This is a genomic window from Spirosoma lacussanchae (assembly GCF_005870035.1).
GTDB classification, from domain to species: Bacteria; Bacteroidota; Bacteroidia; order Cytophagales; family Spirosomataceae; genus Spirosoma; species Spirosoma lacussanchae.
Map to the genome: position 1 here is coordinate 1143501 of NZ_SWJG01000001.1, position 17389 is coordinate 1160889.

15 protein-coding genes are annotated in these 17389 nt (G+C 55.7%); 7 read left to right on the forward strand and 8 right to left on the reverse strand.

All coding sequences use genetic code 11. The annotated features are described in order from the left end of the window. Nucleotides 1-118: 118 nt before the first annotated feature. The 5 genes from ctlX (at nucleotide 119) to FBR45_RS04740 (ending at nucleotide 3921) form a co-directional block, all read left to right on the forward strand. Nucleotides 119-1048: a citrulline utilization hydrolase CtlX gene (gene ctlX / locus FBR45_RS04720; RefSeq protein WP_138499781.1), complete on the forward strand. Its 930-nt coding sequence runs from the start codon at nucleotides 119-121 to the stop codon at nucleotides 1046-1048. Nucleotides 1049-1190: 142 nt separating this feature from the next. After that, nucleotides 1191-1655 carry a MarR family winged helix-turn-helix transcriptional regulator gene (locus tag FBR45_RS04725; RefSeq protein WP_138499783.1) on the forward strand — a complete coding sequence of 155 codons (465 nt, stop codon included), beginning with the start codon at nucleotides 1191-1193 and terminating at the stop codon, nucleotides 1653-1655. 51 nt (nucleotides 1656-1706) lie between these two features. Continuing rightward, nucleotides 1707-1916, forward strand: a complete 210-nt coding sequence (locus FBR45_RS04730) for a hypothetical protein (protein WP_138499785.1) — start codon at nucleotides 1707-1709, stop codon at nucleotides 1914-1916. Between the two features lie 76 nt (nucleotides 1917-1992). Further along, nucleotides 1993-2880, forward strand: a complete 888-nt coding sequence (locus FBR45_RS04735) for an NmrA family NAD(P)-binding protein (RefSeq protein WP_138499787.1) — start codon at nucleotides 1993-1995, stop codon at nucleotides 2878-2880. A 201-nt stretch (nucleotides 2881-3081) separates the two neighbouring features. Further along, the gene (locus FBR45_RS04740) at nucleotides 3082-3921 is read left to right on the forward strand and encodes an SDR family NAD(P)-dependent oxidoreductase (RefSeq protein ID WP_246082104.1); all 840 of its coding nucleotides are present in this window, start codon (nucleotides 3082-3084) and stop codon (nucleotides 3919-3921) included. Nucleotides 3922-3990: 69 nt separating this feature from the next. On the opposite strand, the gene FBR45_RS04745 is transcribed toward FBR45_RS04740, so the two are convergent. Continuing rightward, the gene (locus tag FBR45_RS04745) at nucleotides 3991-5031 is read right to left on the reverse strand and encodes a porin family protein (protein ID WP_138499791.1); all 1041 of its coding nucleotides are present in this window, start codon (nucleotides 5029-5031) and stop codon (nucleotides 3991-3993) included. A 143-nt stretch (nucleotides 5032-5174) separates the two neighbouring features. Here FBR45_RS04745 and FBR45_RS04750 point away from each other — a divergent pair, with 143 nt between their 5' ends. Continuing rightward, nucleotides 5175-5888, forward strand: coding sequence for an SDR family oxidoreductase (locus FBR45_RS04750; RefSeq protein WP_138499793.1), 714 nt, complete (start codon nucleotides 5175-5177; stop codon nucleotides 5886-5888). A 65-nt stretch (nucleotides 5889-5953) separates the two neighbouring features. Here the strand turns inward: FBR45_RS04750 and FBR45_RS04755 are convergent, their stop codons facing one another. Continuing rightward, the gene (locus FBR45_RS04755; protein WP_246082105.1) at nucleotides 5954-7624 is read right to left on the reverse strand and encodes a S8 family peptidase; all 1671 of its coding nucleotides are present in this window, start codon (nucleotides 7622-7624) and stop codon (nucleotides 5954-5956) included. Nucleotides 7625-7703: 79 nt separating this feature from the next. On the opposite strand from FBR45_RS04755, the gene FBR45_RS04760 reads away from it, so the two are divergent. Next, entirely contained in the window at nucleotides 7704-8435 is a 732-nt protein-coding gene (locus tag FBR45_RS04760; protein WP_138499798.1) for a sulfite exporter TauE/SafE family protein, read from the forward strand. A gap of 3 nt (nucleotides 8436-8438) precedes the next feature. Here FBR45_RS04760 and FBR45_RS04765 read toward each other — a convergent pair whose 3' ends face one another. The 6 genes from FBR45_RS04765 to FBR45_RS04790 all read right to left on the reverse strand — a co-directional run bounded on the left by FBR45_RS04765 (nucleotide 8439) and on the right by FBR45_RS04790 (nucleotide 17370). After that, the gene (locus tag FBR45_RS04765; RefSeq protein ID WP_138499800.1) at nucleotides 8439-8843 is read right to left on the reverse strand and encodes a MaoC family dehydratase; all 405 of its coding nucleotides are present in this window, start codon (nucleotides 8841-8843) and stop codon (nucleotides 8439-8441) included. A gap of 29 nt (nucleotides 8844-8872) precedes the next feature. Beyond that, entirely contained in the window at nucleotides 8873-9931 is a 1059-nt protein-coding gene (locus FBR45_RS04770; protein ID WP_077919166.1) for a 3-oxoacyl-ACP synthase III family protein, read from the reverse strand. Between the two features lie 238 nt (nucleotides 9932-10169). After that, nucleotides 10170-11675, reverse strand: a complete 1506-nt coding sequence (locus FBR45_RS04775) for a RagB/SusD family nutrient uptake outer membrane protein (RefSeq protein WP_138499802.1) — start codon at nucleotides 11673-11675, stop codon at nucleotides 10170-10172. Nucleotides 11676-11760: 85 nt separating this feature from the next. After that, a complete protein-coding gene (locus FBR45_RS04780; protein WP_138499804.1) occupies nucleotides 11761-14910 on the reverse strand; it encodes a SusC/RagA family TonB-linked outer membrane protein in 3150 nt (1049 codons plus the stop codon). A 393-nt stretch (nucleotides 14911-15303) separates the two neighbouring features. Next, nucleotides 15304-15795 (reverse strand): hypothetical protein, encoded by a 492-nt coding sequence (locus FBR45_RS04785; protein ID WP_138499806.1) that lies wholly within the window; start codon nucleotides 15793-15795, stop codon nucleotides 15304-15306. A gap of 60 nt (nucleotides 15796-15855) precedes the next feature. Continuing rightward, complete coding sequence (locus tag FBR45_RS04790; RefSeq protein WP_138499808.1) at nucleotides 15856-17370, reverse strand: RagB/SusD family nutrient uptake outer membrane protein; 1515 nt, start codon at nucleotides 17368-17370, stop codon at nucleotides 15856-15858. Nucleotides 17371-17389 lie beyond the last annotated feature (19 nt).

A 17389-nucleotide genomic window follows, 5' to 3' on the forward strand; every position in this document is an offset into this window, starting at 1 on the left:
GCACCCGGATCGCCAAAAATCATTGGCAAAATGACATTGAGGTGCTAATTTGCCGGAGGTTTGGCGATGGCTGACCCGCTCCAATCACACGACAAACGACCTTTACTCTACTCCGTTTATGCAATCGCAAGCTACCTCCCGTATTCTCATGATTCGTCCGGTTCGCTTTGGCTTCAACGCCGAAACGGCGGAGTCCAATGCGTTTCAGGATATTAAACTGGCTGCGCAGACAAAAGACGTAGCTCAGGAAGATGCCCGTCGGGAGTTCGACGAAATGGCGCGCCAACTCCAGGCTGTCGGGGTCGATGTGATGGTCTACGACGACACCACTGAGCCGTATACGCCGGACTCCATTTTTCCGAACAACTGGGTATCGCTGCACGCCAGCGGAACGGTGGTCCTGTATCCGATGCAGGCCGAAAACCGGCGACTCGAACGCCGTCCGGATATTATAAATGACCTGGCCGAGCGCTTTCACGTAGCCAAAGTGGTTGACCTGACGCACTTCGAACAGGAAGGCAAGTTTCTCGAAGGAACGGGTAGTATGGTGCTGGACCGGATGAACAAGGTAGCCTTTGCGTGTCTGTCGCCCCGTACGCATCCCGAGGTGCTGGCTGAGTTTTCGCGGCAGACCGGCTACCGTATTGTTCCTTTTCGCGCGGCCGACGCTGACGGAAAAGCGGTTTATCATACCAATGTACTGATGTGCATTGCCGATACGTTCGCGGTCGTTTGTTTGTCGGCCATTACCGACCCCGACGAGCGGCTGATGGTACGTCAGGAGCTGGAGCGGCTGAACAAGCGGATCATCGATATTTCGCTGGAGCAGATGGCCAGCTTCGCGGGCAATATGCTGATGGTACTGACGCAAAAAGGACAAAAATTACTGGTCATGTCGACCCGGGCTCATGCGTCGCTTACGGCCAAACAGATTGACTTGCTGGATGATTACGCCACGTTGGTTCACTTCGACCTGCCCATCATTGAAGGCAACGGGGGCGGTTCGGCCCGCTGCATGATGGCCGAAGTTCACTTACCTCTTCGGTAGAGACCGCACCGGCAGACTGTTGATCCTGCGTTTGCTGCCTGTAGTTCCTCACAACTCAGTGGTCTCTTCGCAAAAAAATTATTTGTTGCTTGCACATACAAATATTGTTGCCTACCTTTGTTGTGTCAATATGAGAAGCGAGATGATTAACGAAACAGAGACCCCTGCCGTTGCCGGACAGAAAGACAATCGCTACAGCGCTTGTCTGTTGTTCTCGGCAAACGCCTTGGCCCGGGCCATTACCGCCATCGGTGATGAAGAGTTCGGCCGGATCGGGTTGTCGTATTCGTACGCTTACCTGCTCTGCGAAGTGGTCGACCAGCCTGGTGTCACCCCATCAAAATTGAGCGAAACGCTTTTCCTGACGCCATCGACCATTACCCGTCTGGTAGAAAAACTGGAGCTGAAGCAACTGGTCCGGCGAGAGTCGGAAGGGAAGAAGACACTGATATACCCGACCGAAGCCGGCGAAGCATTACGCCCCGCGATTGCCGAAGCCTGGGGGCGGGTTGGTGCCCGCTACTCCAGCGCCATTGGTCCTGACGACGTGTGCCAGTTGACCCAGCAGGTTTTCAAAGCTGCCCGGTCACTCGACGATCTGGACTAATATTTTTTTGTTAAATCTATTGTATGTGCAAACAATATAAACTGAACCGCTATGAAAAACGAAGATAACGCCGTCTGCCTGCTGGCTGGCAAAGGTGACGCTACCGCCAAAGACATATGCCGGTCGCTGGCCAAAGAAGGGATTTCGGCTGTGGTGAAGCAGAAAGAAAGCGCACCGGCTGAAGCCGTCGATCCGATCAAACACTGGTCTGGCCAGCCGGGTAAGGACCTGTTTTTCAACGGGTGGAAGCTGATGTTCTGACATACCAGACGGCCAGGATCGGCCAGCTGTTTACTTGCTTAATCCAGTTTTACCAAATAAATTTTACTAAACCAATATGCACTACGTCATTACCGGCTCGTTGGGTCATACGGGCAAACCAATTACGGAAGGATTGATCAAGGCGGGTCATACCGTCACGGTCGTAACCAGCAAGCCCGAAAACGCAGCCGCTATCGAAGCGCTGGGTGCTCAGGCCGCCGTAGGGAGCGTTACCGACGCTGATTTTCTAAAACAGGCGTTTGCCGGGGCTGACGCGGCCTATCTGCTCATTCCCAGCAATTGGGGCGTTACGAACTGGCGCGCGTTTCAGAACCAGATTGGCGATAATTATATCGAGGCTATCAAAGCCAACGACATCCGGTTTGCGGTATTGCTGAGCAGCATCGGGGCCCATCTGGGTGAGGGAGCCGGTCCTATAGACGGGCTGTATGATATGGAACAGAAACTGGTCGCCGTAACGGGTCTGAACAGCAAGTTCCTGCGTCCGTCTTACTTCATGTACAATCTTTTTGGCATGATCGGTATGGTAAAGGGAGCTGGTATCATGGGCAGCAATTTCGGCGATGAAAAGGTGGTGCTGACCCATACCGACGATATTGCCGCTGTTGCTCTGCAGGAGTTACTGAACCTGGACTTCACGGGTCAGCAGGTTCGCTACATTGCCGGCGACGAACGAACCGGTCCCGAAATTGCCCGCGTACTGGGCGAAGCTATCGGTAAGCCCGAAACGCCCTGGATTGTGTTCTCCGACGAGCAAAGCAAGCAGGGCATGCTGCAGGCAGGTATGAGCGAAGAGGTGGCCACCCAATACACGTATCTGGGCGAAGCCATGCGAAACGGCAAACTTCAGGAAGATTTCTACGCTAAAAAACCTGCCGAATACGGCACGGTGAAGCTGGAGGACTTCGCTAAAAATGAGTTTGCTCCCGCTTTCAACGCTTAGTAGCCCCCCCTGAAACCCCGAAGCGTCTGGATGATCCGGGCGCTTTTTTCGTTTGCGAGCACTGAATCCTGTCAAAGAGAGACCGGATAAATCCCGAGCAGACCGGCAGAATTCGGGTGCCGGTCTGAACAAAGGCGGCTTACGGAGAGTCAATTAAATACACTGGGCACTAGCCCTGCCATCACTTTACCAAAGCATATCGTGAAACAAGCACTCATTACCGGAGCCAACTCCGGACTAGGCCTGGCCACGGCCCGGGCGCTGGCCCAACGGTCTTTCAACCTTATTTTGCTATGCCGTAGTGAGCAGAAAGGCCGGGCGGCTCAGGCGGAGGTACAAAAAGCGAATCCGGCCGTGCGGGTCGACCTGATTACGGCTGATCTGGCTGATCTGAACGCGGTACGACAGGCGGCTGCCTACGTGAAAACGACCTACGATCGGCTCGACGTACTGATCAATAACGCTGGCTACACTCCGGCCAAACTGGAGTTTGTCGACAATATAGAAAAGTCGTTTTATTCAAGTCACATTGGGCACTTTGTGCTGACGCACCATCTGATGGATCTGCTGAAGACTACCGCTGCCCAGACCGGCGATGTCCGGATACTGAACCTGTCGTCGGCGGCTTACCTGGGTGGTCGAACGGCTCGTTTCTTCCGCAGAATCGATGATCTGTCGCCGACTTTTGCCTACTGTGACGACAAACTGGCCAACCTCCTCCATGCAAAAGAGCTGGCTAAGCGCACGGCTGGTCAGGGCATAACGTCATACTCGGTTCACCCGGGTGCTGTTCGGACCAATTTCGGGGCCGATACGCCTGGTTTTCTGGGTAAGGTATTTTCGCTGGCCGGGCCGCTGATGCGAACGGCCGAGAAAGGTGCGCAAACGTCGGTTTTCCTGGCTGCTGCTCCGCTCAAGGCGATTGGGGCGAGCAACAACGGCGGCTATTTTGCCGATAGCCAGCCCAAAAAGGTATATAATCGGGATGCGACCGATGAGAAAGCCGCCTGGCTCTGGGAAAAGACCATGCCCTTTGTCTGATAACAAAAATGGCGATGACCAGCCAGCCATCGCCATTCCGAAAACCCACTCTATGAGAAACAAAATCGGTTAGCGGCTCCCCAGCGGTACCATGTAGCCAATAGCTGCCTGTGTATATATAGTTTGGGAGTCGGTGTTGAATCCGGCGTCAGTGTCGCCCAGCGAGTACAACCCCCGTACCTCTATGGTCAGATGACCAGGCCCGGCTTTCAGCGCCGTGCCGATACCGGCTGCCGCACCGAAGCCAAACCGCCCCTCTACACCATTCAATGACTGGGTTTTGCCGTTGACACTGATGTTGAGCGCGTAAGATGCATAGGGGCCTATGTTCAGAAAGAACCGGTTGCTGTTCGGCGTACCGGTCGCAATTTTCAGAAAGAGCGGTACCTCCACCTGATCCGCAGCGCCGTTTAGGGTTGTTTCCAGTACCGTGCCCTGGCCAATGGTGGCTTTTCCGGCATAACGGGCGTAGTTAATCTCGGGCTGGAACGACAGCGTGCCGCGTCCAACGTTGAAAACAATGCCCCCCACGAAACTCACCGTTGGGTCGCCGGCAATGTCCGGATCGAAGTTATACGGGTAGGTAACTCCACCCCGCAGGCCGATCCGTACGCCCGAGTTACTCTCGCTGGATAAAGCCGGACTGGCCGACTCCTGACGCGTAACGGGGCCGGTCGACGGGGAGCCAATGGGCTGGGATGGACGCGTATCGGCTGGTTTGCGTTCGGCCGTCCGGGATTGGTTCGGCCTGGATGGCCCCGGTCTGGAGGGACCCGGCTGGGCGATTGGGGCTGAGGTGGTCGATGGTTTTTTGCTGATGCCGTGGTATTCGTCGTACAGCTCCTGCCGGCGGTTCGGATTGGTGCTGACAGCCGCAGCGGGCGCCGTAGTTGTTGACCGGGTTGGGGTGGTGCTGGCCGACGTAGCTTTGGTCGTGGTTGTAACGGTCGTAGCCGATCGGGAAGCCGACGTTGTAGTGGACGTTGACCGGGTCGCCGACGTGGTAGTGGACAGCGGTTTGGTTGTCGATTTCGTAGTTGGACGGGTTTGGGCTATTGACAGACTGACGGTCAGCGCGCTCAGCGCCAAATAGAGGCAAAACGATTTCATTGGCTCGGTAGGAGTGAACTTGCTTGTTGTAAGATTAGTCGCTAAGGTAGTATATTCTGTAACAGCACCGAGGGAACGGTCATCCTTTGAGTCTACGGTCCGCTGCCCGTGAACAATTTGGTGGGTAGCGAAGTACCCATAGTATGAAAACTGAACATCAGCGTACGGCTCTGATTACGGGAGCCAATAAAGGAATTGGTAAAGAAACAGCTCGGCAGCTTGCTCAGCAGGGGTTTGCCGTATTTATCGGGGCTCGTGATATAGCGAAAGGCCGCGAGGCCGCCGAGGAGCTTTGTCAGGAAGGCTATGAAGCAACCTTTATTCAACTCGACGTGACAGACCCGGTCAGTATTAAAACAGCTTTCGGCACGCTCTCGCAGAAAGCCGATCACCTGGATGTGCTGATCAATAACGCGGGTATCCTGGAAGACCATGGCGAAGATATTGTGAAGCTCAACCCGGAAATGCTCGACCGGACCCTGAAAGCGAACGTTACCGGTCCGATTATGGTCACGCAGGATGCGTTGCCCTATCTGCAGAAGTCACCCAATGGGGGGCGGATCATCAACGTGTCGAGCGGAGCCGGTGCACTTCATGCAATGAGTACCTATGCCCCGGCCTACAGCATTTCCAAAGCGGCTCTCAATGCGGTTACCCGGCAGTTTGCGGCAGCGCTTCAGGATCAGCGCATCGTTGTTAACTGTGTCGATCCGGGTTGGGTCCAGACAGACATGGGCGGGCCGCACGCCAGTCGCCCCGTCGAGAAAGGTGCCGAAACCATCGTCTGGCTTGCCACCTCAGCGCCTTCTACCGAAACCGGTAAGTTCTGGCACGATAAACAGGAAGCCGCCTGGTAAAACGAGTTAGGTTTCTCTCTACCACAGTCCGTGGGGACACGGACTGTGGTAGAGGACACGATAGCCTATTTTTCCAGAGCCAGCTTTACGGCCTGGTACGCGTTGACAATCCCCCCCGACCGGCTTAGGCTGCGGAAGGGAACCAGGGTGGCTGAACGGCCGGGTTTTCGGACCTCAATGTCGGGGCGGTAACTGCTTGCCAGCAGTATCTCCTTGACCTGTACGGCCGTTAATGTTGGGAAATAGGAGCGCAGCAGGGCGGCTACGCCGGCCACACAGGGAGCCGACATGCTGGTGCCCGAAAAACTGGCGTAGCCGCCGTTCGGTACCGTAGACAGAATATCGGTGCCCGGCGCAAACAAGTCGACGGTTTGCGCACCGTAGTTGGACGATCGGCTGGGGAGATTAGCATCCAGTTGCCAGGTGCTGTTGCCTACCGTAAGTACGTTCTGAGCCAGTTGCCCATCCGCATACCGGGCCGATGGGTAGGAGGGGAGAGAATCGTAGTTTTCACCGTTGTTGCCGGCCGCGTGTATGATTAGCACATCACGGGCTTCGGCAAAACGAACGGCCGCGTCGATCTGCTCCTTGAAGGGCGACAGCCGCTTGCCAAAACTCATATTGATGACTTTGGCACCGTTTTCGACCGCGTACAGAATGCCATTCGCAATGTCTTTGTCTCGTTCGTCGCCGTTGGCAGGTACCATCGATACAGGCATAATCCGGACGTTGTCAGCGACGCCATCTATACCCCGTCCGTTGCCGCGCCTGGCGCCAATGATGCCAGCTACGTGGCTGCCGTGCACCGCCAGCTGATCAGAGCCGGCAAGCTGCATGGTTGGGCTGCCGTAGACCCGCTCGTTCAGGTTTGTCGGATCGTCGCCAACGAGTAGTCGGCGGGCGTTGTAGTCCGGATTATAGGCAATGAGTGCTTCACCCCCCACAATCTGCTGGAAGCGCGGCCAGTTCTGACGAACCAGCCGGAGGTAGGTGCCGAAGGCGCCGTATTGTGGATTATAGGCGTCGGCCAGTACGTTACGCACGGCAATCGCTACCGAATCGGGAGCCAGGTCAATGGCCCGGATGGCCTGCTGGCTCGTTGAGGTGCCCGTCAGTAGCGGAGCGAGTCGTTCGGCTACCTGCCAGAACCGGGCCGTATCGGTAAACGCCAGCAGTTTAGCCCGGCTGGCCTGATAGCGGGGCAGGTAAAGTCGCTTGGCTGCGCGGTAGGTTTCGTACTGGCGCTGTTGAGCCGGTGGTATTGTGGCTGGGTCGGCGGTGTCGTAGCGACTGCGGAGGAGTAGGTAGGTCTGGGTGATTTCGGGTTGATCGTACTCGTAGGTTTGTCCGTTTGGGGCCCCCATGAAGTTCCAGCCGTTTCGATCGTCCGGGTAGCCGTTTTTGTCGTCGTCAACCTGATTGCCGGCTATTTCGTTGTCGTTGGTCCAGATCACATCACGCAGGTCTTCGTGCTCAATGTCCACGCCCGAGTCGAGTACGCCCACCACGACCGGTACCGACGGCCTGCCTTTGAGCAGCTCATACGCCCGGTTCAGGCTGATGCCCGCCACGGAGTCGGTCATCGGGTCGAGGTGCGCCCAGGTGCGGGGCGGCTGACCCGGACTGGCCAGTACATCTTTCCAGCGCGTATTCTTGATGGGCTGCTGGGCGTTGGCCCGGTTGGTTGGCAACAGGCAGAAAAGAGAAACGATAAGCGATAGGGCGCGCAGAATCATGACAATCGGGACTATCTTTCGACAAAATACGACCTTCCCGGCGGGAGTTGGTGTCTCTTTGGTAGAAACGGTTTGTTGTATGGATTCTTCTCTCGTTTTTCTGGTTTGTCTGTTCATGGTCGGCTTTGTCTATGCGTCCGTTGGGCATGGCGGAGCCAGCGGATATCTGGCTACCATGGCCTTGTTCGGTATAGCACCGGCTTTGCTGAAGCCTTCGGCCCTGTTGCTGAACCTATTCGTATCGACGGTGTCGTTCATTCAGTTTTACCGGGCGGGGCATTTCCGATGGCATACATTCTGGCCATTTGCCGTGGCCAGTGTGCCGCTGGCCTTCGTAGGCGCTAAAATTCCGCTGAGTGACACCCTGTATCGGCAGCTGCTGGCGGCCTGTCTGCTGCTGGTGGTGGTCCGGCTCCTGTGGTCGGTTCGGGGTGACGAAGCCGAACCGCGGCCGATTCCGTTGGGAGCCGGTTTATTGACAGGCGGACTGATTGGCCTGTTATCAGGGATGATCGGGATTGGCGGAGGGATCATACTTAGCCCCGTCATGCTACTATTCCGGTGGGCCCGCCTGAAAGAAGTGGCGGCTACGTCGGCCCTGTTCATTTTTGTGAACTCGCTTTCGGGCTTTTTTGGCCTCCTCAGCAAAGGCTACTCGCCCGATCCGGCGGTGTACAGCTGGATCGGTGCTGCTTTCGCGGGCGGGTTGCTGGGCGGCTACCTGGGAAGCCACCGGTTCAATGTACCTACGCTACGGTACCTGCTGGCACTAAGCGTCGGCGTAGCCTGTATAAAGCTGATCTTTACGTAGTACCTACACGAACATGTCTTTGTGGAACACGATGCCAGTACCGCGCAGGGTAGCCTTGCCGGTGGCCGGGTCCACCACAGTACAGGTGATTTCGGCCGTATGGCGACGGGTATCGATGAACCGGCATTCGAACCGGGCTTCGTAATCGGTATCGGGATACATAGGGCGCACAAATTCCAGCATCTGCGAGAGATGAACGCCCCCCGTACCGCCAAAATTACGGCCAAACACACGGGCGAAAACGCTCGCGCTCAGCATACCGTGCATAATCGGGCGCTTGAACGGTGTAGTAGCCGCGTAGGCCGGGTCGAGGTGAAGCGGGTTATCGTCGCCAGTAATGTCGGCAAACCGCCGGACGTCATCCTGCGAAAAGTGATAGAGGTAGGTAAAGGTATCGCCAACTTGCATAGGAGTAAACAGCCAGGTGAGAGATCAGATTACCAGCGAATCAGCGCCGACGCCCACGTGAATCCACTGCCGAACGCCGATAGGCAAACCACATGGCCATCGCGGATCTTACCGGCCTCCCAGAGTTCGCTGAGGGCAATAGGAACCGAGGCCGAAGTGGTGTTGCCATAGCGTTGTATGTTGTTCCAGAGCTTTCCGACTGGCAAATTCATGTTGCGCTGCACGAACTCCAATATACGTCCGTTGGCCTGATGCAGTACGAAAAAATCTACCGCGTCGAGGGTCAGGTTATTGGCCCGGATAGCCTCCCCGATTACGGCCGGAAACTTCTCGAATGCCTTTTTTATGACCTGAAACCCATTAAACACCCCCGTAAACAGATAAGGCGGTTCGAACGGCCCATCGTTGGGATGAACAAACTCGTTCTCGGCGTTCAGGTACTGGGGCTTATATCGGTTAAAGTGATAGTTGCCATGGCTACCGGGGTTGATGATGCTCAACTCTTCGGCATAGGTACCATCGGCATGCAGGTGCGTTGATAGGATACCCCGGTCGGGCTGGTCGGAGGGCTGCAGCACAACTGCTCCGGCGCCATCGGCAAACAACACCGCTACATCACGGCCGCGGGGGCTGTAATCCAGGTTGAACGACTGCCGCTCGGCACCCACCACCAGCACGTTGCGGTACGTGCCGGTCTTGACGAATTTATCGGCTACCGACAGCGCATACAAAAAACCGGAACACTGGTTTCGGATGTCGAGCGCGCCCACCTCGCGATGGGTTATGCCCAGTTCGCGTTGCAGCAGGACTCCGCAGCCCGGTACCAGGTAATCGGCACTCATGGTCGCGAACACGATAAAGTCGATATCGTCGGGGGTTATACCGGCTCGCTCGATGGCAATGCGGGAGGCCGCAGCGCCCATAGTGGTAGCGGTTTCTTCTCCAGACAGGGCGTATCGGCGTTCGCGGATACCGGTACGTTCTTCGATCCAGGTGTCGGCTACGTCCATTCGGGGCGCCAGTTCGTTGTTAGGCACCACCCGTTCGGGCAGATAATGGCCGATACCGGCAATTCGGGCGTTAATCATTCAGCAGAAGTTCACGGATGTAGTAGTCGGGACGTTTTACGTCGACTAACCGACTTTCGTATGGGATCGTGGTCTCCGGGCTTTACCGCGGCCGACCAGCTCTACCCCAGGCCTAATTGTATACACAACCGAAAAAACGCCTGTTTGTCAGTAAATCGGGCAACAAAAAAGTCTCCCACCGCAGCAGGAGACTTTTTTGTTGGATAGCTATCAGCCAAAAGGGGCGTCGGCTGCTCGCTTACGGGTTCTGAACAGCGGCTTTGTTCACGTTCAGCTCCGTTTGCGGAATTGGCCAGATATAGACCGAAGCCGTTGCCGGTACAGCCTGGATCGTGCCTTTGGCAGGCAGCGGCTGGTTGGTCCGGAGGAGGTCATTTGACCGGAATCCTTCGCCGAGCAGTTCGATCCGGCGCTCCAGCAGGATAGCGTTGGCCAGGGCAGTACCTGTTCCCAAACCGGCTGCGGTATACACACCGGCGGGGTTCGACCGGCCGCGAACGGCGTTCAGCAGGGCCAGACCCTGTTCATCAACCGCACCTGGGGTCAGCCGGGCTTTGGCTTCGGCCAGGTTGAGTAGCACCTCGGCGTACCGGATGACGGGAACCCAGTCGGTATGCTGCGGACCAGTCGGGAATTTGGTCAGGCGGTTGCGGCCCTGGTCGCTCGTGAAATCATTTCGAACGAAACCACGGCGGGCGTCGGTGCTGGCGAAGGCTGCGTTGCCAATGATCCCGGCGGGGTTCAGGCTAAAATCACCGATACCGATTACGGCCAGGTAGTAGCTGCCGAGACCGTTCTGCGTACCGGGCAGGTCGTTGCTGCTCATTGGCATCGAGAAGATCGACTCGGCAGTGGTATAAGGACTGGCAAATACCGAAGCTACGTTAGCCTGCAACTGATGAGCTACCCCGGATGCGGCCCGAAATGGAGCGGCTGCCGACACGATCTTGTTGGCTTCGGTCACCACGTCGGCCCAGCGGCCCATGTTCAGATACACACGGGTCTTGAGCGCAATAGCGGTGTTCTTGTGCGCACGGGTCGTGTTGAGCGTGGCGCTGGCGTAGGTAGCGGGCAGGTTCTGCTCGGCAAAGTTCAGATCCTCCAGCACCTGGGCATACACCTGAGCAACCGTAGAACGAGCCAGGTCATTGTTGCCCGTTCCTACTTCAGCTTTCAGGCGAAGTGGCAGACCGGGGCTGGCACCGTTGTCTTTCGTGAACGGCTGCGCATACAGCTGCACCATTTGCAGATACGTCAGCGCCCGGAGGAACCGGGCTTCGGCGCGGTACTGGTTGGCCAGCGCTGCGTCAATGACGCTCGGGTTCGCATCAAGACCGGCCAGGAAGAGGTTCATCCGGTTGATGGCCAGATAAGCTGCGTTCCAGAGGTTGGTCGGCTCGTTCGAGAGCGAGTTTTGCGTGTGGTTCCAGGCACCGAGGGCCGTAACCCCGTTGTTGGTCACGTTCAGGAATTCCTCACCCCGTACGTCGATGTAAACAAGGTAGCGGCCACCCAGAAACTGGCCCGACTTAACGCTGGCGTACAAGCCGTTCACCTGCGCCAGTATGCGGTCCGGGTTCTTGAAAGCTTCAAGATCAGCCAGCGACGTCAGGGGCGTTGGGTTCAGTAATTCGGTTTCGTTACAGGCTGTCAGCGATACGCTGATCAGCGCCGTGGCGAATACGGACTTGAGCAGTCCACGCCGGGTACGGGAAAATGTATGTTGAAATGGATATAATTTCATGGTCGATATGCGTCGTTTACAGACTGCTGCCTGAGTCTGGCCGAACAAAATGATTCCGGCCAGACCCAGTCAGCAAACCGGCTGATTAGAAGTTAAGACCAACGCCAAACGTGTAGGTCCGGGCCTGTGGGGCCGAGTTCCGGTCAATACCGGGAGCAATGTTGGTATCGCGGTTGGTCGATACCTCGGGGTCAGCACCGGTATATTTGGTGATCACGAAGGCATTCTGCACCTGGGCGTATAGCCGCAGCGACGAGATGTTAGCCTTGCGGAGCAGATCGTTCCGGAGCGTATACGACAGCGACAGGTTACGACCCCGGATGAAATCACCGTCTTCCACGTTTTCGGTGATCGGGTTGGCCGATCCGTTCGAGACGTTATCGTTCAGCACCGGACGCGGAATGTTCGTAATGTCGCCGGCTTTCTGCCAGCGGTTCAGCATGTCGGTATGGTTGTTCCAGGGGCGTTGATCGCGCAGACCGGCTTTGGTACCGTTGTAGATTACGTTACCACCCGAGTATTGCAGGAAGATACCCAGCTCCAGGTTGCCGTAGCGGAAGGTGTTGTCAAAACCGCCGAACCACTTGGGCAGGGCATTACCCACAACAACGCGGTCGCTACCCGAAATAGCCGGTGCTACCGTACCATTGTCAACGTAGGTCCAGCGCTGGGCAGGGGCGGCTGCGTGGTTGTACTGTATCTGACGATCCTGAGTCGTTCCATCGGCGTTGGTGACGGTACGAACAAAAATCCGCTGCCCATTAGCCGGGTTAACGCCAGCCGTCCGGATGGCAAAGATGCTACCGATCGACTCACCTACGCGAACAATATTGGCGTTTTCCAGACCACCCGTAAAGCCGAAGATGTCGGCGTTATTGTTAGCCAGGGCTAGCACCTTATTCTCGAGGGTAGCAATGTTGAAGCTGGTTGTCCAGTTGAACTTACCCTTCGTGATGTTGTTCGACGTAATGGACAGTTCAATACCTCTGTTCTCCATCGCCCCAATGTTGGTAGCGATGCTGTTGCCCGGGATACCACGCGACGGAGCTGTCGGTTCGGGCAGTACCAGGTCGTTTACGCGCTTCTGGTAGTAGGTGAATTCGCCCGTGATGCGGTCGTTGAACAGACCAAAGGCCACGCCCAGATCCAGGCTGTTGCTAACCTCCCAGCGCAGATCGGGGTTACCCGCCTGAGCAAATACGAAAGTCGGTACGGTGCCATACAGGCCGGAGTTGAACAGGCTCAGCGAGGCAAAGCTGCCAATACCGGTGTTACCCACCTGACCGTAGCTGGCCCGCAGTTTAAACTCGTTCACGACCGAGCCCAGCCGTGAGTTTTTCCAGAAGTCTTCTTCCGAAATACGATAGCCAACCGATCCGCCGGCAAAGTTACCCCACTTGTTACCCGCTGCGTAGGCTGAGTAGCCATCGCGCCGGAAGTTGATGTTAAAGAGATACTTCTTATCGAAATCGTAGTTCACCCGGGCGTAGTACGACGACAGGCCGGTCTGGGTCTGGAAGTTACCAGCGGGCGGGTTGTTGGTGGTGAAGTTACCCTGATAGGTTGTGAAGAACGGATCGGACAAGCCCTGACGCGAACCGCCCCAGCTGTCGTACGTGAACTTCTGCTGCTCGGTCCCGACTACAGTTTGGAACGAGTGCTTGCCGAAGCCGAAATCGTAAGTCAGGTAGTTCTGCAGGTTCCACAGTTTGACGTTCGAATAGATGTTGAACGCCTGACCGCCATTGGTGCCGCCTTCGCCATGGATGCTGTTGCGGAAGTCGATGTCTTCTACCGTTGTCCGGTCCGTGCCGTACGAAGTGCGGAAGGTCAGTCCTTTGAACAGGTTCACATCGGCAAAAATATTACCAATGATGTGGTTGTTCTCCGAAGTGAATTTACTCAGATCGAGGTCGGGCAGCGGGTTGTAGTAACCGCCGGGGCCAACCAGGTTATTACCCAGACCGAGGTTGTTGCTGGACCGGTTGATGTTGTAGCTGCCATCAGCGTTGTAGGGAGCCACGTTTGGCGCCAGTACCAGCGGCAGACGACCCAGACCACCCGTGCTGAAGGCCCCCGTGGTTCCCGTGTTCGGCGACCGGTTGAAGCTGTTGGCCAGGGTGATGTTTGACCCAATGCGGATGGCTTTGTTCAGCTGGTGCGAAATGTTCATCCGGCCCGTAACCCGGCTGAAATCGTTTTTCTGAATCATACCCTGCTGATTGGTATAGCCAACCGAGAAGGCATAACGCGTGTCTTTGGTGCCGCCGTTTACGTTGATGTTGTGGTTTTGCTGGAAACCCGTCCGGTATACGTAATCGTACCAGTCGGTATCGACAATGCTGCCATCGGGGTTCAGGGTCGGGAAGAACTGATCGGGCAGACCGGCGTTGCGGGCGGCTTCGTTCTTGATGGTCATGAACTCCTGCGCGTTGAGCATGTTGAACAGACGGAACGGCTGCGTAGCACCCGCCCAGCCGTCGTAGCTCACCTGAGCGCGGCCTTCTTTACCTTTCTTGGTGGTGATCAGGATAACCCCGGCCGCAGCGCGCGACCCGTAAATGGCCGTTGCCCCTGCATCTTTCAGGATTTCGAGCGATTCGATGTCGTTCGGGTTGATGTCGCCCAGGGGGTTGTTGACCGTGAAGCCACCCGACGATACGTTGCCCGAGTTGATGGGCAAGCCGTCGATAACGATCAGCGGAGACGATGAACCACTAATCGACGACACGCCCCGTACGCGAATTACCGGAGCGTTGTTGAGGACGCCGTTCGGGGTGACGATGTTTACGCCAGCTGCCCGGCCCTGTAGTGCCTGATCAAAGCTTTGTACGGGCTTGTTGGCAATTACCGACCCTTCTACCGACGATACCGCACCCGTAATGGTTTTTTTGCTTTGTGAACCATAGCCGACTACGACGACTTCGTTCAGGTTCGAGGCATCGCTGGTGAGTGCGACGTTTACGCTGGCCCGATTGCCAACGGCTACTTCCTGGCTGGAGAAGCCAATGAAGCTAAACACAAGCCGGGCGTTGCCCGACACATTGATCCGGTACTTGCCATCCGCATCGGTTGTTGTGCCGCGGGTAGTACCTTTTACCTGTACGCTCACGCCGGGAAGGGCGGAGCCGTCGTCTGATGAAGTGACGCGGCCACTCACTGCTACATCCTGCGCCAGAGCAGGAATGAACAAAAGAAGTGTAAGTAGCCAGCTTCCAAATAAAATTCTGATCATACTTATGATTAGGTTAGAAAAAATGGTAAAACTTGGCTGCAAAAGTACAAACAATTTATTCGGCATCGCAAATGGGTTATTAAATAAATTATATTCCTATATGGATAGTTGTATTAAAATTACTTTCTCTTTAGGTTTAGTAGATTTACTGACAATGAATGATCTGCGCATTACTACTTATACTATCTTTAGTTTTACTTATAGTGTTAGAGTATATATACTTAATTTTTGATGAGTAATTGAGTAATTAGGTATCGATAGCTGTTCTTACATGAGGCTGGTTTTACCTAGTTAGATCAATATTGACATTTTTTTATTCCAAGTAGAATTTTTTTTAGCAAAAAGGCCCGATTCATAATGAATCGGGCCTTTTTGCTAGAGTATGTAGGTCGACTACTGACGGAATGAGTAACCGAGCCTTTTGTAGTTCTGGCTTGGTTTGAACTCCGTGCTGGTGCTGTCTATAACCAACACCAAATTGGCAATAGGCGCGGTAGAACTGGTGGCCCGGCCAACTGTTACCGTGAGTGAGCCCACATTGCGTCCATTTGGTCCTCCCGGAATAGTTACATTTCCGCCGTTAGACAATGTGTAGCTGTTGGGCGAGGCTGTAGTAGCTGTCGGGTCAACGAAGACCCGCACCGTCAGGTCACTGGTCCGCTGGCGGCCAACCAGATTGATGGTTGCCACGCTGGAGCTGCCAGCCGTTACGCTATTGGGCAGAGCCGTTATCGAATAAGGACGGCCCGTAGCATTAGTCCGTAGAATCGCTTCGTTAAATTCGACCAGGGTCTCTTCGTCGAAGACTTTATCGATACTATTGTCGCAGGCGTAAAGCATCAACAGCGCTAAAGCACCCGCTATAAATCCAGGTATTTTTTTCATTGAAAACGAATGGTTGATGTCTCCAGGCCCTTCATGCTGGAGAAGGGCCTGGAGAGCAGGTTAGTAACCGAAATTCTGCCGAACGCTTTTGTTGGTCGATAACTCGTTGACCGGAATAGGGGCCAGGATGCGGAAATCGTTGTACGGAACGTTATTAGGCGTTGTCGTGAGCGGAATGGTCTTGATGACATCCTGCCCGCGCCGTTTCAGATCGAACCAGCGGTGACCTTCAAACCCATACTCCAGCCGACGCTGCCGCAGAATCTCGTTCAGCAGCGCATCGCCAGTCAGGCCAGTGCGCTCTGGAAGACCCGAGCGGGTGCGGATAACGTTCAGATCAGCCAGGGCATCGACGGTGTTACCCAGCATGGCGTTGGCTTCAGCCCGGTTCAGGTAAGCCTCCGAGATCCGGATAACCGGAACGTTGTCTAGGTTGATGACGCCGTTTTTGCCCAGAAACTTGGTGCACTCGATGAACGCGTTACCCCGGCCCGTCGTGCCCAGTTCGTACAACTGCCGACGGATGTCGAGGACTTGTCCGGCTGCGTTCTTCTCGGCTTCCAACTCGGCGATGAACGCGTTGTTGGGAACCAGGTCACCAAAACCACCCGTTGTTGAGCGGTCACCAATGCGAACCAGTGTCGTGTAGGTTGTTTGCAGCGCGTTGTTCACCCCAATGTTTTCCGGCGTGGTATACGCCAGCTCGAACACTGACTCGGGGTTACGCGGAGCCCGCCAGCCACCTACATACGATGCGTTAGGCGAAAGTTTAACGGCACCGGCGATCGCATCGGTCGCGTTTTTCACAGCTGTGGCGTAGTCCTTATTGTACAGGGCTACCCGCGAGAACAGAACCTGAGCGGCCTGTAAGTTCCCGTTCGTTGGCAATGTACCGTTAGCCGGAAATGAAGAGCCCGAAGAACCACGGCTAAATGAATTGATCGATCCCTGCAGGTCAGTGTAAATCTGTCTGTAAACGTCGGCAATGGGTGCCCGGGCCGGGAACGTAATCTGTCCCTGGTTCAGCACACCCGTTGTGAGCAGAGGAACGCCACCCCGGCTGTTCTGAGCGATTTCTACCCCTGGATCATACGCATAAATTCGCATCAGATCGTGGTACAGCAGCGCCCGCAGAAACTGGGCCTGCCCCCGAATCGAATTCCGGCGGTTGGTATCGGTCAGCGCGGTTACGCCAGGCAATGCGTCCAGAATCAGGTTAGCCTGGTTGATGGCAAAATAGGCCGATTGCCAGGTACCCGGTGCGAAGGTCGTACCGAATGATGAACCGGCAATGTTCCGGTTCTCGTTGTTCAGACGACCCGATTTGTTGGTTGCCTGCGCATTGTCGGCCAGTGCTTCGGCTACGGCCAGCATATCACGACCATAGAGCGCCGTGTTTTGCAGTCGGTCATAGATACCATTCAGGCCGGCATCGAGGCCTTCGGCGGTGGTTAACGCCGTCTGCGAGTCAACGTTCGATCGTGGGTCGACATCGAGCAGGTTCGAGCAGGCCGTTACCGTCAGGATACCGGTAGTGAGCAGGCCCAGGGACCATATATGTTTGATTGTACGCATGGAGTCAAAAATCGTTGGC